Genomic DNA, 15,223 nt, shown 5'->3' on the forward strand with positions numbered 1-15,223 from the left:
AGGGGAAATCATTCATTCGGGGGGCCACCCGCATCATAACAAGATGATGCGGGTGGCCCTGACCGTCGATTAGCGGTTCTCGCGAGCCTTCAGCGCCTCGCCGAGGATGTCGCCGAGCGACGCACCCGAATCCGAGGAGCCATACTGGGCCACGGCCTGCTTCTCTTCGGCGATCTGCATCGCCTTGACCGAGAAGGTCGGCTTCTTCGAGCGATCGAAGCCGGTAACCATCGCGTCGAACTTCTGGCCGACCTGGAAACGCTCCGGACGCTGCTCGTCGCGGTCGCGACCGAGGTCGCTGCGCTTGATGAAGCCAGTCGCGCCGTCTTCGCCGGCCTGGACTTCGAGGCCGCCGTCACGAACTTCGAGGACGGTGACGGTGACGACCGCGTTCTTGTTGAGACGCGATGCGTCGGTCGAAACGCCTGCTGCGGGGGCGCCGCGCTCAAGCTGCTTCATGCCGAGCGAGATGCGCTCCTTCTCCACATCGATGTCGAGCACGATGGCCTTCACCATCTCGCCCTTGTGGTGCAGGTTGAGCGCGTCTTCGCCCGAAATGCCCCAGGCGATGTCCGACATGTGAACCATGCCGTCGACATCGTTGTCGAGGCCGATGAACAGACCGAACTCGGTGGCGTTCTTGACTTCGCCCTCGACCTCGGAGCCGACCGGATGCGCTTCGGCGAAGGCCTCCCACGGGTTGTTGATCGCCTGCTTGAGGCCCAGCGAGATGCGACGCTTCTCCTGGTCGACCTCAAGGATGACGACGTCGACTTCCTGGCTGGTCGAGACGATCTTGCCCGGATGGACGTTCTTCTTGGTCCAGCTCATTTCCGAGACGTGGACCAGACCCTCGATGCCCGGCTCGAGCTCGACGAAGGCACCATATTCGGTGATGTTCGTCACGCGGCCCGACAGCTTGGCGCCGATCGGATACTTTGCCGCCGCGCCGTCCCACGGATCGCTCTCGAGCTGCTTCATGCCGAGCGAGATGCGCTGCGTGTCCTTGTTGATGCGGATGATCTGAACGCGGACGGTGTCGCCGATGTTGATCATCTCGCTGGGGTGGCCGACGCGCTTGTAGCTGAGGTCGGTAACGTGGAGCAGGCCGTCGATGCCGCCGAGATCGACGAACGCACCATAGTCGGTGATGTTCTTGACGACGCCGTCGATCACCTGGCCCTCATGCAGCGACTGGATGAGGCCGGTGCGCTGCTCGGCGCGGGTTTCCTCGAGCACGGCGCGACGCGACACGACGATGTTGCCGCGACGACGGTCCATCTTGAGGATCTGGAAGGGCTGCGGGATGTCCATCAGCGGGGTCACGTCGCGGACCGGGCGGATATCGACCTGCGAGCCGGGCAGGAAGGCCACGGCGCCGCCGAGGTCGACGGTGAAGCCGCCCTTCACGCGGCCGAAGATCACGCCTTCGACGCGCTTCTCTTCGCCGAACTCGGACTCGAGCTTGTCCCATGCGGCTTCGCGGCGCGCGCGGTCGCGCGACAGCATCGCTTCGCCATGGACGTTCTCGACGCGGTCGACATAGACTTCGACTTCGTCGCCAACCTTCAGGTCGGCCTTCTGGCCGGGGGCAGCGAATTCGCGCAGCGGAACGCGGCCTTCGGACTTGAGGCCGACGTCGATGACCGCGAGATCATTCTCGATCGCGGTGACAGTGCCCTTGACGACGCGGCCTTCAAAGCCTTCGTCTTCGCCGCCGAGAGATTCATTGAGGAGAGCCGCGAAATCGTCGCGCGTGGGAAATGCCGTACTGGCCATAAATACTGGTTCCTGTCTTCATTTTGCTGGCCGACCGGTTGTCTCCGGTGGTCTTGGCCACGCCGCCGCAGGGGCCTCATGCCGCCCACGGCATCCGGCGCGCGCAAAGGGTTCGTGAAGGCGCTATCGCAAAAGCGAAAAGGGCGCGTGAGACGAAATCGGCTTGCCGCCGATGCCTCCGCGCCTTCCCCTCCACGAGCCTTTCCGCTCGCAGGACGGCGCGCATATAAACTCGAAGCCGCGCTTCGGCAAGGCAAAGGCGCTATTCCGCCGAATAGCCGAATTCTTCCACCCACGGCTGGAGGATGGCAAGCGCCGGCGCCATCTGATCGCGATAGCGCCGCCACTGGCCTGCGCCATTGAACAGGCCGCGTCCGACCTGATCGGCGCTGGCGGTCGTGATGCCACGCCGCTTCGCCGTCTGATCGAAGGCGCGCAGGGCAGGGGACCACTGGATCCCCACGAAATCGCACATGCGCTGCGTCACGGCGTCGAAATCGACGACCAGATCCTCGTAGCGCAGGATATGCACGTCGAGCCCGAGCGCCTCGATGCTCTGGCGGGTGAAGCGCATCAGCGCGTCATAATGGCGCGCAGTCCGCTCGATATCGGTGAACTCGATAGCCGCAGCGCTCGGCGCGAAACCGTGGTGGAAGCAGCTCCACACCACGTCGCGCGGGTCGCGCCGCATCACCACGATCCGCGCCTTGGGGAAAAGCCGCGCGATGATCGGCAGCTTCATTCCCTTCAGCGGATCCATGTCGACGAAGCCCTTGCCCGCAACATCGAGCCCGCGCGCGGCGATGCCACGCCAGTAAGCGATGCGATATTTGTCCAGCTCCGCCTCTCCGGCCGCACCCAGTTGACGAAGGCCATCGTTGCCCGACAGGAATGCCCGGTCCGCGTCGGCAAGCGTCGGCGCTTCCTCTAGCGCTTCGACGTCGCTGGCGCTGGCGAGGATATTCTCGACCAATGTCGTGCCCGAACGCGGGTAGCCGAGCAGGAAGATATGCTGCCGCGCCGCACCCGCAATTCCGGCGCCACTGGCGCCCGGCGCCAGACCGCTCTCCGCAAGATCGGCCGACATGCGCGCGATGAACTCGGTCTGACTCAGCCCGTTGCGCACGCCGAAGGCGAGCCGGTCGTGGATGATCGAAGCTGCATCGTTGGCCGCCTGATAAGCCTCGAAGGCTTCGGCGTGCCGCCCCTCGGCATCAAGCGCATCCCCCCAAAGCTCGTTCAGGATCACCCTATTTTCAGGAAGAATCTTCGGGTCTGCAAGCAAGGCCTCGAGCCGTTCGATCGCCCGCCCGGCAAGCCCCTCGCGTATGTCGGTCCGCGCAAGCGCCGCAGTCGCCACCGGATCGCGCGCATTGCGTGCAAGCGCACGATTGCCGAATTCGCGGCCGACGTCGTTTTGCGACCGGCGCGCGGCGATCCACGCGATACCTGCCAGCGCCGGAACGCATTCAGGATCAAGCACCGCCGCCCGGCGGTAATTGATGTCGGCGGCGTCGAGTGCGCCGCCGGCTTCGAACGCACAGGCGCGTTCCAGCCAAGCATTGGCGTAATTTGGGGCAATGCCGATCGCCTGATCGAGCGTCTGGAGCGCTTCCTGCAGCCGCCCTTCCTTGCGCCGGACCGTGCCGATCGCGGTAATGATCAGCGGATCGCCGGGGCTGAGCTGCAACGCCTGCCCCAGCAGGCTGGACGCCGCGCGATAATCGCCCGCTTCCTCGCACCGCCATGCAGCGAGATTGAGCAAGATGGGATCGCGCTGGCCTTCACGCAGCGCATCCTCGGCGATCACAGCGGCGCGATCGACATCGTTATGCTCCAGCGCAGTATCGATCTGCCGTCGCGTGAATTGTTCGATCATCCGCCCCGTTACACGTCCGAACTAATCCTAACGGATGAAATACCATCCTTTAGGATGAGTCGAACAGGGGCGTTCGTCGCGCAGAACTATGCGGTTCGTCGATTTTTCAGTCGGGATTCAACGATATCGATCGCGTGATGAAGGGCCGACTCGATCGACATATAGCTGGTGTCGAGCAGCACTGCGTCGTCCGCCTGACGCAGCGGCGCGGTCGCACGGGTGGAATCACGCAGGTCGCGCTCCTTGATGTCGCGGAGCACCTGATCGAAGCTCGTCTTCGATCCGGACGCAGCAAGCTCGTCGTGCCGGCGCTGCGCCCGGATCTGCGAAGTAGCGCGCACGAACAGCTTGGCATCGGCATCGGGCGCAATCACTGTCCCTATATCGCGCCCATCGAGCACGGCGCCGCCGGGCTGCGCGGCAAAAGCGCGCTGGCGCTCGATCAGCGCTTCTCGAACCGACGGAAAGGCCGATACCGTCGATGCGGCCCGCCCGGTCTCGGCGCTCCGCAGCCTCGGGTCGGCGAACAGCTTGTCCTTGAAATGGCAGGCCGCGAGCGCGTCCTTCTCGCTGGCCGGGTCCTTGCCATGATCGATCAGCGTCTGGGCGACGGCGCGATAGAGCAGGCCGGTGTCGAGATAAGGCAGCTTGTAATGGGCAGCGAGCGCGCGGGCGATTGTGCCCTTGCCGCTGGCGGCCGGGCCGTCGACAGCGATGATCATGACTTGTCGTGTCCCCTTGTCCATGTGCCGACGGCGGCACGTGTCGCCTCGGGCCTATCGTCGAACAGCCCGTGCGCCGAACCTTCGATCTCGATAAACGACGCGCCTTTCACGCGCCGGGCGAATCCCGCCACGGTCGCCGGCCGCGCCTCATCATATTGCCCGGCGAGGAACAGCGTCGGCGCGCGCAGCCGGGCCAACAACGGTTCGCCGTCATAATCGCGAAGCGTCCCGGTGCTGACGAATTCGGAGGCGCCCCACATCGTCTCGTAGAGATGCTTGCTGAACGCCGTCGGCATCGACGCCTTGTAGGCGACCGCTTCGTCGAACGCCGGTTCGCGCCGGTTATAGGCCTTGTAGAAGGCGGCGGTGGCGGCGTCGCACACGGGTTGCGCCGGGGTCGCCGCAGTCTCGCACGCCGTAAGCGTATCGCGCGTTTCAGGCGGAAGCTCCGATCGCAGGATGGCCGCATCGGCCAGCCAGCTCTTCGTCGAAATCAGCGGCGAGGCGAGGATCAGGCTCTCAAGCCCCTTGGGTTGGCGCGCGCCATATTCGAGCGCGACGGTGCCGCCCCAGCTTGCCCCCAGCACATGCACGCGTTCGATCGCGAAGTAGGCGCGGATCGCATCGACTTCGTCGACGAAGCGCTCGACCGTCCAGTTTGCCGGATCGTCCGGCCTGTCCGATCGACCGCAATCGAGCTGGTCGTAGAGAATGATCGCGCGCTCGGAGGCGAGGGAGAGCGCGGCAAGGAACGCTGCATGCGTGCCACCCGGTCCGCCATGGATCAGGATCAGCGGCGCGCGCGGGCCTGCCAGATCGCCGTTGACGCGCACATAGATGCGCCCGCCTTTGACCGGCACCATCGCCTCACGATCGGGCGCAGGGATCGGCCCCATCGACCGTGCAAGCGCGCCAGGCGCGCAGGCCACGCCGCCAAGCAGCGCCAGCAGGAACCTCCGGTCGATCATCATGTCGGCCATGGCCATGCCCTAAACGCCCGCGCCCAGCGACGCCATCAGCCGCAGGAACCCGGGGAAGCTCGTCGCCACCGGTGCGAAATCGTCGATCGTCACCGGCGCGCGCGACACCATCCCCGCGACGGCGAAGCTCATCGCGATGCGATGGTCGAGCTTCGACGCAATGGTCGCGCCGCCCGCCAGCGGGTCGCCGCCGGTGCCGTCCACGATCAACCCGTCCTCGACTTCCTCGACACGCGCGCCGATCGCGCGCAGCCCCTCGGCCATCGTCGCGATCCGGTCCGATTCCTTCACGCGCAATTCCTCGATCCCGCGCATCACCGTACGCCCCTGCGCCAGCGCGGCCGCGACGAACAGCACGGGATATTCGTCGATCATGCTCGGGGCGAGCTCGGGCGGCACCTCGATCCCCGACAGCGCCGAATGGCAGGCAACGATATCCGCCACCGGCTCGCCGCCGACCTCGCGCACATTGGTGAACGCGATCTCGGCACCCATCATGCGCAGCGCCTCGAACAGCCCGGCGCGGGTCGCGTTGATTCCGACATTCTCGATCGTCACCGCCGATCCCGGCACGAGCAGCGCCGCAACCACGGGGAAGGCGGCCGACGAAGGGTCGCCGGGAACCACGATCTGCTGCGGCTTCAGCTCGGCCTCGCCGCGAATCGCGATATGCCGCGCCCCCTCGATCGTCTCGACCTCGATCGACGCGCCGAAGCCTTTCAGCATCCGCTCGCTATGGTCGCGCGTCGGCACCGGCTCGATCACGCGCGTGGTGCCGGGCGTGTTGAGCCCGGCCAGCAGGATCGCCGATTTCACCTGTGCCGACGCGACGGGCAGGCGATAGCTGATCGGCACTGCGGGGCAGAGGCCGCGTACCATCAGCGGCAGCCGGCCGCCGGGGCTGGATTCGAAGCTTGCGCCCATCGTCGAAAGCGGATCGATCACGCGCCCCATCGGCCGCTTGGAAAGCGACGCGTCGCCGATGAAGGTCGCGCTGATCGGATGGCTGGCGACCAGCCCCATCAGGAGGCGCGTCGAAGTGCCCGAATTGCCCATGTCGAGCGCCTGGCCCGGCTGCATCAGCCCACCGACGCCGACGCCCTCGATCGTCCACGCCCCATCGGCGCCGCGCTCGATCGTCGCCCCCATCGCGCGCATCGCGGCGGCGGTGGCCAGCACGTCCTCGCCTTCCAGCAGCCCGGTGACCCGGCTTTGCCCGACGGCCAGCGCCGACAGCATCAGCGAACGGTGGCTGATCGACTTGTCGCCGGGCACACGCGCCGTGCCGGCAAGCAGGGCGGACGCGCGCGAAATATGGGGCAAGGGGCTGGCGCTGGACATTCGGAATCCCTGTTGAGCAGCGGGGGTCTTTGACAGCGGGCTTCCGCTATGGCAAGGCGCGCCGCGATTGCGGCCCGCCGGACACCCCCGACGCGCCGCTCCTTTCATTTTCGGAGGCACGAGGCGGCACATGGTGAAGCCTGAATGGGGCAGCAAGCGAACCTGCCCGAAATGCGCGACGCGCTTTTACGATCTTGGCAAGGACGATCCCGTCACCTGCATCGAATGCGGCAATGTCTGGGAACCCGAGCCCGTCCTGAAGTCGAAGCAGCCGCTGCCGTTCGACGCGCCCAAGAAGACCGAGAACACCGACAAGGATGTCGATGCGGATCTGGGTGCCGATGAGGATCTGGACATCGACGAAGATGGCGAGGAATCGCCTGACGACGAGGTCGATCTCGGCGGCGACGACGATCTGGGCGTCGATACCGGCGAGTCCGAAGACGAAAATTGATCGTCTGAATAAAGCAGATTGATTTCCCGGCGCCGCCTGTCTAAAGGCGGCGCCTCCCGACCGCCGGATGCACCAGCCGGGGTCGTAAAATGGGGCCGTAGCTCAGCTGGGAGAGCGCTACACTGGCAGTGTAGAGGTCAGGGGTTCGATCCCCCTCGGCTCCACCATCACCCCTTTATCTCAAGTAAATTTTTCAGCGCGTCGCCCTGATGCGATTCTCCATGAATGGCGGGAAACAGCAGAGGGCGACTCCGGATTTGGGGGCTGTTCAGTCCTGATATCTGGCGGATCGGGCCGAGGATGAAGCGACCTGGCCCTTGACGTCCATATCTTGCGGGTTCGCTCGCAGCTGTGAGGCCCGTGCCGAGCGCAAGACCATTCAGGGGCCTGATCGGCCACATCAAAGTGGAGCTGAATGCCAAGCTCCATGCCTTCACCGATGCCAACGGCTCCGCTTGCGCTTCTTCATGGCCGCCGGCCATGTCGGCGCGGCGTCCCGACTGGGCGAGTTACGCAGCGCACTGGAGCGGATTTGCTTCGCAAAAAGCGATAAAGTGGTCGGGGAGACAGGATTCGAACCTGCGACCCTCTGCTCCCAAAGCAGATGCGCTACCAGACTGCGCTACTCCCCGACGCCCACGGCCATATAGTGCGGCCACCGCCGCGCCAACCGGCAAACGCATGGTGGGCCCGGCAGGATTCGAACCCGCAACCAAGCCGTTATGAGCGGCCAGCTCTACCCTTGAGCTACAGGCCCGCCATGCGAAGGCACGCCGATAGCGGAGGCGCTTGGCCGCTGTCCAGCGGCATGGGCGCCTTTGAGGTTCAGAGTTGGGGCTTTACCGCGTCCATCACGGTGATGCGCTTGCCGGTGTCGGCGCCCACGCTGGAACCCGTAACGAGGATGGTGGTGCCGGGGCGAAGCTCGGCCCTCACCGCATCGTAGAAAGGCTGAGGCATGCGCACGCGATTGAGCGTGGCTTCGTCGAGCGGCTTGCCTGCATCCTCGCTATGGCCGGGCAGCCCGACATAGACCCAGCGCGGTTTGCCGTCGGGCCCCGCCGTCAGGCTGATCACGTGCGAGGTTGGATCGGTATTGTCGATGCTGGCTACGCTGCGCCCGATCTCGATACCGTTGCGCAGGACGACGATCGTCTGGTCGGCCTTGGAGACAATGATCGTCATCGGCCCGGTCGGGGAAAGCTGGGGCGTCCAGCGATATTGCTGATTGGTCAGCGGATCGGGCGGCGTGGCGCCGCCGGCGGCGTTGAGCGGCTGGAGCAGGCTATTATCCGTGGTGCGGACATGGTCGGCGGCGTTGCCGTCGACGACGACCGTCGCACCCAGGCTGGTGATGCCGAAAAGCGCGCGGGAGAAATCATAGGGCAGGTGGATGCAACCATGGCTTTCGGGGTAGCCCGGCAGGCCGCCGGCATGGAGCGCGACGCCGTCCCATGTCAGCCGTTGCTGATAGGGCATGGGGGCGCTGTTATATTTGTTGGAGCGGTGATCAGCATCCTTCTGAAGGATGGTGAAGACGCCCGTCGGCGTTTCATAGCCCGGCTTGCCCGAAGAGATGGTGCTGACGCCGATCCGCACGCCATTGCGATAGACAGTTGCGATCTGGCGCGACAGATCGACATAGACGAGCACCGGGCCGCTGGGCGCTATCTGCGGCGCCCAGACCCATTGTCCGGGCTTGAGGGTGCCGGCGGTGCGCGCAAGCTCAGCCGGGGAACTCGCCGTCGCCCCTTGGGCGAGAGCAGGTGCGGCCGCAGTCAGCAGCGCGAGCGCGGCGGCGCATTTCACCATTTTCATCGATCGAACCCTCCAGTCCCACGCCTCTCTTAGACAGACGGCGAAAGCGGGCAAGGGGGATCAGATGCGTGTCGAAACGATCAGACGTCCGGGGCCAAGCCGGTCGAGGACCATCGCGATCTCCGACTCCGAAAAGGCGAAGCAGCCTTCGCTGCGGCCGAGCTGGCCATGCTGGCGAAGCATGTCGTCGCCGACATACCAGGCGCCATGAACGACGATGGCACGATCCTCGGCGTTGTTGTTGGTCGGATCGAGGCCGACGAGACGCATCGAGGCGCCGTGCTTGCCGGTATAGAGGCCAGCGGTGACGAATGCGCCTTCCGAGGTCGCGGCCGAGCCGGGATCGTTGGAGAAGCGCTGGAGCCAGCCGCTGTGAGAGGGATCGGAACCGCGACCGTGGGCGACGAGCAGGCTTGTCGTGCGGCCGCTGGCGAGATCGACAAGGTGGAAGCGCGGCGTGGAAGACGCGGTCGAGAAGTCGGCGACGCCGACCAGATCATGATTTTTGATCGCGCCGCCGAGACGCGACAATTCGCGCGAGGCGATGCCGCGCAGCAAATTGTCCCGCTTGTCCTGCGTCGCGGCGCGCGCCGTCGCGGGGAGAAGCGAAGAAACGCCTATGCCAGCGGCCGAGAATACAAGCTGTCTGCGCGAAATGTGCGAACCCATGGCGATAACCTAGGACCGCGGGGCGTGAACGACAACCGGCGGCGACGCGGCGGCAGCGGCGCGATATTCGGTTGAGCACGAAAAAGGGGCAGCCCGTCGGGGCCGCCCCTAATCCTGCCATCGATCGCCGAAGCGACCGGAAAGGCTTACTTGGCGACGTTCGCCGCAGCGTCGGCAGCGTTGTCGGCAGCCGCGTGCAGGTTGTCAGCCGCGTTCTCGAGGGTCGCCTCGCCGCCCTCGGTCGTGGCGTTGTCGGCCATCGCCTCAAGGTTGTCGGCCGCATTCTCGAGCGTCGCAGCGGTATTCTCGGCTTCGACGTTGGTCGTTTCCGACTTGTTGCACGCCGCCAGGGTCATCAGGCCGGCGGCAGCCAGAACAAAGGCGATCTTCTTCATTCGAGTTGCTCCCAAAGAACATTATAGACGCGCCGACCCGAAAAACGCCGTCGCGAGCGGCCCCATTAAAGGGATTTCACACAGCGTCAACGCAAAAGCTGCATCTAAGTATCCGTCACGAGCCCGGCCGCAGCGCCTCCGTAGCATTTGCGAGGACCGCGAGAGCGGCCGTCCACGCCGCGACATTCTGCGCGACCTGATCGGGATCAACCTTGTCGAACGTGTCGTCCGCCGTGTGGTGAATGTCAAAATAACGTGTCCCGTCCTGCGCCAGCGACAGCGTGCCCGCGCCTGCCTCGATCACCGGCGTGACGTCAGTCCCACCATGGACGGCGCCCGACTCGCGACCTATGTCGAGGGGGGCGAGAGCAGTGGCGAGGCGATCCTCGACAGGCTTCGCTGCGGCGGCGAGTTTTACGCCGAAGCGCCAGATGCGATCCGCACCGAAATCGGATTCGCCGGCGACAGCATGATTTTCGGCTGCGTGGGCCTTCTGATAGGCTATGCCGCCGAAGCCGCCATATTCCTCCGCCCCGAACCAGATGACGCGGATCGTGCGGCGGGGCTTGCCGGCCGCCATGATCCGCTTGGCGGCGGCAGTGGTGATCGCGACGCCCGAGGCGTCGTCGATCGCGCCGGTGCCGAGATCCCAGCTGTCGAGATGGCCGCCGATCAGGACAATGCCGGCCGACGGATCGGTGCCGGGAACTTCGGCGATGACGTTGCCCGATCTGGCGATGCCAGCGAAGCGGGGGGTGAGTACCAGCTTCATTGTCAGGGGTTTATCACGTTTCAGCATGCGTTCGAGATTTTCGGCATCGGGAATCGAGAGCGCGGCGGCGGGGATCGGGGTCGTTCCGGGATCGAAATTAGTCGAGCCGGTGTGCGGAACCCGATGGCTGTCGGTGCCGATCGAGCGGATGATGATCGCGGCGGCGCCTTTCTTCGCGGCGATATTGGGCCCCTGACGCCGCGCGACGCCGAAATAGCCGTAGCTGGAGCCGTCCTGCGTCGCTTTCATCGTGTGGCTGACGAAGGCGATCTTGCCTTTCAGGCTGCCGTCAGGCGCGGCCTGCAGATCGGCGAGGGTCGGGAAATAAGCAATCTGCGCCTCGATTCCCTCGGGCGGAGTCGCGCCGCTGTTGCCGAGTGCGGCAAGGACGATCTTCTGAGGAAAGGGACTGACGATCTCGGCCCGTTCCTCGCCGCGCACCCATACGGGCATGTCGAACGTTTCGATCCGCACGTTGCTGAAGCCAAGCGCCTTCAGCTTCGCGACGCCCCAGTCGCGCGCCCGCGCCTCGGCCTCGGTGCCGGCAAGACGCTGGCCGACTTCGGTCGTCAGCCCTTCGGTAATCTCATAGGCGAGGCTGTCCTTCAGCGCCGCGTCGCGCAGCGCGGCGACGGGATCGCCCGCCGCCTGAGCAGGGGAGGAGAGCGCAAGCGCGCCGGCGAGCAGGGGGAGCAGCTTTTCTGTCATCTTGTCCGGATAGCCGTGGCTTCCCATGTTTGCCAAGGCGCGCGTGACCCGCTACGGGCGGCGCAAATCCCCGAACACATCCATAGAGTGGAGCTCGACCCGTGGCCGTGCAGTACAGCTTCGTCATGAAGGGCCTGACCAAGACCTTCCCCGGCGCCCAGAAGCCGGTGCTCAACAACATCCATCTCCAGTTCCTGCCGGGCACCAAGATCGCCATCATCGGCGTCAACGGCGCGGGTAAATCCACGCTGATGAAGATCATGGCGGGGATGGACACCGAATATTCGGGCGAGGCCTGGGCGGCGGAAGGCATCCGCGTCGGCTATCTGGCGCAGGAGCCGCAGCTCGACCCCAAGAAGACGGTGAAGGAAAATGTCATGGACGGGGTGCGCCCCGTCGCCGACATGCTCGACCGCTTCAACGAGATCAGCATGCTGATGGCCGATCCGCCCGAGGACGCCGATTTCGACGCGCTGCTCGGCGAGATGGGCGAGCTTCAGGAGAAGATCGACGCGGTCGACGGCTGGACGCTCGACAACCAGCTCGAAATCGCGATGGAAGCGCTGCGCTGCCCGCCGGGCGAGGCTTCGGTCGAGAATCTGTCGGGTGGTGAGCGCCGCCGAATCGCGCTGTGCCGCCTGCTGCTCGAAAAGCCGGAAATCCTGCTGCTCGACGAACCGACCAACCACCTCGACGCCGAAAGCGTCGCCTGGCTGGAAAAGCATCTGATCGACTATCCGGGCAACGTCATCCTCGTCACCCACGATCGCTACTTCCTCGACAATGTCGTCAACTGGGTGCTCGAGCTCGATCGCGGCCGCGGCATTCCCTTCGAGGGCAACTACTCCAACTGGCTTGAGCAGAAGGCCAAGCGGATGGAGCAGGAAGACCGCGAGGAAGAAGGCCGCCAGAAGGCGATCAAGGAAGAGCTGGAGTGGATCCGCAAATCGCCCAAGGCGCGCCAGACCAAGTCGAAAGCGCGTATCCGCGCATTTGACGAGCTGGTCGAGAAGCAGGCCGATCGCCGCCCGGGCGCGGCGCAGATCCTGATCCAGATTCCCGAGCGCCTCGGTGGCAACGTGATCGAGGCCAAGGGCCTGACCAAGAGCTATGGCGACAAGCTGCTGTTCGAGAATCTCGACTTCAACCTGCCGCCGGGCGGCATCGTTGGCGTCATCGGCCCCAACGGCGCGGGCAAGACCACGCTGTTCAAGCTGATCACCGGCCAGGAACAGCCCGACGAGGGCGAGATCAAGATCGGCGAGACCGTGCGCCTCGGCTATGTCGACCAGAGCCGCGATCACCTCGATCCCAACAAGAATGTCTGGCAGGAAGTGTCCGACGAGATCGACATCTTCCGCTTCGGCAAGCATGAGGTCGCCTCGCGCGCCTATGTCGGCGCCTTCAACTTCAAGGGCACTGACCAGCAGAAGAAGGTCGGCCAGCTTTCGGGCGGCGAGCGCAATCGCGTCCACATGGCGAAGATGCTTCGCAAGGGCGGCAACGTGCTGCTGCTCGACGAACCGACCAACGACCTCGACGTCGAGACGCTGCGCGCGCTTGAGGAAGCGCTCGAGAATTTCGCGGGCTGCGCCGTGGTCATCAGCCACGATCGCTTCTTCCTCGACCGGCTGGCGACGCACATCCTTGCGTTCGAGGGCGACAGCCATGTCGAGTGGTTTGAAGGCAATTTCGAATCCTACGAAGAGGACAAGCGCCGCCGCCTCGGCGATGCGGCCGATCGTCCGACCAGCCTCAGCTACAAGAAGCTGACGCGCTGATGGATTGCTGAATGCGTTTCCAACGCATTCAGGGCGGCGCCGGCCCGCTCCTCCACCCGGCCTCCCACTCGGCCTATCCCAGATGGTCGGCCGGGTGGGGGAGGGGGCCGGCGCCGCGAAATTTGTCTTCGGTACATTTCCATAACGAGATACTGCGGTGAGCATGAGCGCGCCGCCCTTTTTCGTCATCACCGGCGGGCCGGGCACGGGCAAGTCGACGCTGATCGACGAACTGGCGCGGCGTGGGCTGGCGGCTTCCGACGAAGTGGCGCGGATCATCATCCGCGAGCAGATGGCGGCGGGCGGAACGGCGCTGCCCTGGGCCGATCATGAGGCGTTCGCCGTGCTGATGCTCGATCGCGAGCTTGAGGCCTATCATACGGCCGATGGCCAACCGACCTGGTTTGACCGCGGCTTTCCCGACATCGTCGGTTTCCTGGCGCTGTCGGGGCTGCGGGTGCCAGCGCGGCTTGAGGAGGCGTGTCGCGACCTGCGCTATCGCAGCCCCGTGTTCATCGCGCCGCCCTGGGCCGAGATCTTCGTGCAGGACGCCGAGCGCCGGCAGGATTTCGCCGAGGCCGAGCGGACCCACGACGCGATGATCGATGCCTGGCAGCGCTATGGCTACGACCTGATCGAGCTGCCCCGCGTCAGCGTGGCGGCGCGGGCGGATTTCCTGATCGAGCGGATGGCGGGGTAGGTCGGTCTGGCGCAGTCATTGCGAGCGCAGCGAAGCACTCCAGACGATGCCCTACGCTCCACTGGATTGCTTCGCTGCGCTCGCAATGACGGGTAAAGGCGATATCCGTCGATTGATCAGTAGAAATCGGCGGGGTCGGGCGTCGGCGCCTTGCAGGCCTTGCTGTTGCCGCGCTGGCATTGATCGGCCTGCACGCGCCACGCCTGCATCGCATCCGCATAGGCGCGCTGCTGACGGGCATAGCGCACGGCATCGCTTGCGACCGCGACCTTGCGGGCAGTGACCAGCGCGCGATAGGCGGCCATGTCGCGCTGATAATTGGCTTCGGACGCCGGATCGGTCGAATAGGTCACGGTCGGCGGCTGCTTCGACGGATCATTGGCCTTGGCGAGCGCTTCCTGCGCTTCGGAACCGGGCGTCGATTGAGCCAAAGCAGGAACCGCAGCGAGGGTCGCCACGATCATCAGGAGCGCCTTGCGCGAGGACATCATCAATCTCCGAAAGCTGATTGTCACGCTCCCCGAACGATCAGTGCGGCATCAGGTTCCGGCAGGGGCGAAGGTGTCCGTCTCCGGATCGAGCAGATGCAGTTCGCCGTCCGCGATCGCGAAATAGGCGCCATGGAGCCTGAGGCTACCCTTCGCCTCGCGCACCGGGATGCACGGGAAGGTACGCAGATTGGCGATCGAGACGCGGACGGTTTCAAGCTCGAGCGCGTGCAGCGCGTCGTGACCGTCGCCATGCGTTTCGAGGATGCGTTCGCGCGCATCGTCGAGCAGATCGACCCAGTGTGCGATGAAGCCGCCGTCGCCCGGAGCCGCGCCGGCGAAGCGCTGCGTCATCGCGGCATGGACGCCGCCGCACGCGCCGTGGCCCATGACGATGATATCGGTGACCTCAAGCTGGGTGACCGCAAACTCAAGCGCGGCCGAGACGCCGTGGCGGCCGCCGTCATCTTCAAAGGGTGGCACCAGATTGGCAACGTTGCGAACGACGAAGATCTCGCCGGGCGAGGTATCGAAGATCTGCGTGGGATCGACCCGGCTGTCCGAGCAGGCGATGATCATCACCTTCGGGCTCTGGCCCTTGCTCAGCTCCGTCCAGCGTTCGCGCTGCTGCGACCAGCCATTCTCGCGGAATCGGCGATAGCCGGCGATGAGTTCTTTATAGTCAGCCATGCCGGCGTTCCTAGCATGTGCGCGAGGGGTGGCAACGGGGCGAT

Annotated in this window: 14 protein-coding genes and 3 tRNA genes; 4 read left to right on the forward strand and 13 right to left on the reverse strand. The window is 65.2% G+C overall.

The genetic code is table 11. The features are described from left to right. Nucleotides 1–69: 69 nt before the first annotated feature. From rpsA to aroA, 5 genes are all read right to left on the reverse strand, one after another. Nucleotides 70–1,779: a 30S ribosomal protein S1 gene (gene rpsA, locus AC3WT0_RS00970; RefSeq protein WP_492750699.1), complete on the reverse strand. Its 1,710-nt coding sequence runs from the start codon at nucleotides 1,777–1,779 to the stop codon at nucleotides 70–72. Nucleotides 1,780–2,041: 262 nt separating this feature from the next. Beyond that, on the reverse strand, nucleotides 2,042–3,658 hold the full coding sequence (locus AC3WT0_RS00975) for a tetratricopeptide repeat-containing sulfotransferase family protein (protein WP_492750701.1): 1,617 nt from the start codon (nucleotides 3,656–3,658) through the stop codon (nucleotides 2,042–2,044). An 86-nt stretch (nucleotides 3,659–3,744) separates the two neighbouring features. Then, nucleotides 3,745–4,380: a (d)CMP kinase gene (gene cmk / locus AC3WT0_RS00980; protein ID WP_492750702.1), complete on the reverse strand. Its 636-nt coding sequence runs from the start codon at nucleotides 4,378–4,380 to the stop codon at nucleotides 3,745–3,747. Then, nucleotides 4,377–5,369: a proline iminopeptidase-family hydrolase gene (locus AC3WT0_RS00985; protein WP_492750704.1), complete on the reverse strand. Its 993-nt coding sequence runs from the start codon at nucleotides 5,367–5,369 to the stop codon at nucleotides 4,377–4,379. Before AC3WT0_RS00985 ends, cmk begins: the two co-directional genes overlap by 4 nt. Nucleotides 5,370–5,372: 3 nt before the next feature. Next, nucleotides 5,373–6,704: a 3-phosphoshikimate 1-carboxyvinyltransferase gene (gene aroA / locus AC3WT0_RS00990; RefSeq protein ID WP_492750706.1), complete on the reverse strand. Its 1,332-nt coding sequence runs from the start codon at nucleotides 6,702–6,704 to the stop codon at nucleotides 5,373–5,375. Between the two features lie 130 nt (nucleotides 6,705–6,834). On the opposite strand from aroA, the gene AC3WT0_RS00995 reads away from it, so the two are divergent. Continuing rightward, nucleotides 6,835–7,158, forward strand: a complete 324-nt coding sequence (locus AC3WT0_RS00995; RefSeq protein WP_492750708.1) for a TIGR02300 family protein — start codon at nucleotides 6,835–6,837, stop codon at nucleotides 7,156–7,158. A 91-nt stretch (nucleotides 7,159–7,249) separates the two neighbouring features. Next, a tRNA-Ala gene (locus AC3WT0_RS01000) sits at nucleotides 7,250–7,325 on the forward strand. Nucleotides 7,326–7,713: 388 nt separating this feature from the next. Here AC3WT0_RS01000 and AC3WT0_RS01005 read toward each other — a convergent pair. The 6 genes from AC3WT0_RS01005 to AC3WT0_RS01030 all read right to left on the reverse strand — a co-directional run bounded on the left by AC3WT0_RS01005 (nucleotide 7,714) and on the right by AC3WT0_RS01030 (nucleotide 11,520). After that, nucleotides 7,714–7,790: transfer RNA gene (locus tag AC3WT0_RS01005), tRNA-Pro, on the reverse strand. Between the two features lie 50 nt (nucleotides 7,791–7,840). Continuing rightward, a tRNA-Ile gene (locus tag AC3WT0_RS01010) sits at nucleotides 7,841–7,915 on the reverse strand. A gap of 68 nt (nucleotides 7,916–7,983) precedes the next feature. Then, nucleotides 7,984–8,976, reverse strand: coding sequence for a L,D-transpeptidase (locus AC3WT0_RS01015; protein ID WP_492750710.1), 993 nt, complete (start codon nucleotides 8,974–8,976; stop codon nucleotides 7,984–7,986). Between the two features lie 60 nt (nucleotides 8,977–9,036). After that, on the reverse strand, nucleotides 9,037–9,645 hold the full coding sequence (locus AC3WT0_RS01020) for a murein L,D-transpeptidase catalytic domain family protein (RefSeq protein ID WP_492750711.1): 609 nt from the start codon (nucleotides 9,643–9,645) through the stop codon (nucleotides 9,037–9,039). Between the two features lie 146 nt (nucleotides 9,646–9,791). Further along, nucleotides 9,792–10,040 carry a hypothetical protein gene (locus AC3WT0_RS01025; protein ID WP_492750712.1) on the reverse strand — a complete coding sequence of 83 codons (249 nt, stop codon included), beginning with the start codon at nucleotides 10,038–10,040 and terminating at the stop codon, nucleotides 9,792–9,794. A gap of 115 nt (nucleotides 10,041–10,155) precedes the next feature. Continuing rightward, complete coding sequence (locus AC3WT0_RS01030) at nucleotides 10,156–11,520, reverse strand: M28 family peptidase (protein ID WP_492750713.1); 1,365 nt, start codon at nucleotides 11,518–11,520, stop codon at nucleotides 10,156–10,158. Between the two features lie 101 nt (nucleotides 11,521–11,621). Between AC3WT0_RS01030 and ettA the strand changes: the two genes are divergently transcribed. Together ettA and AC3WT0_RS01040 are read left to right on the forward strand one after the other, a co-directional pair. Then, complete coding sequence (gene ettA / locus AC3WT0_RS01035; protein WP_492750714.1) at nucleotides 11,622–13,301, forward strand: energy-dependent translational throttle protein EttA; 1,680 nt, start codon at nucleotides 11,622–11,624, stop codon at nucleotides 13,299–13,301. A 163-nt stretch (nucleotides 13,302–13,464) separates the two neighbouring features. Further along, nucleotides 13,465–14,001, forward strand: a complete 537-nt coding sequence (locus tag AC3WT0_RS01040) for an AAA family ATPase (RefSeq protein WP_492750716.1) — start codon at nucleotides 13,465–13,467, stop codon at nucleotides 13,999–14,001. A 116-nt stretch (nucleotides 14,002–14,117) separates the two neighbouring features. Here the strand turns inward: AC3WT0_RS01040 and AC3WT0_RS01045 are convergent, their stop codons facing one another. Both AC3WT0_RS01045 and AC3WT0_RS01050 read right to left on the reverse strand, forming a co-directional pair. Further along, nucleotides 14,118–14,465: a hypothetical protein gene (locus AC3WT0_RS01045; protein ID WP_492750717.1), complete on the reverse strand. Its 348-nt coding sequence runs from the start codon at nucleotides 14,463–14,465 to the stop codon at nucleotides 14,118–14,120. A gap of 75 nt (nucleotides 14,466–14,540) precedes the next feature. Next, the gene (locus AC3WT0_RS01050) at nucleotides 14,541–15,179 is read right to left on the reverse strand and encodes a carbonic anhydrase (RefSeq protein ID WP_492750718.1); all 639 of its coding nucleotides are present in this window, start codon (nucleotides 15,177–15,179) and stop codon (nucleotides 14,541–14,543) included. Nucleotides 15,180–15,223 lie beyond the last annotated feature (44 nt).

This window comes from Sphingomonas sp. EU05-FHT14C10 (genome assembly GCF_058790595.1).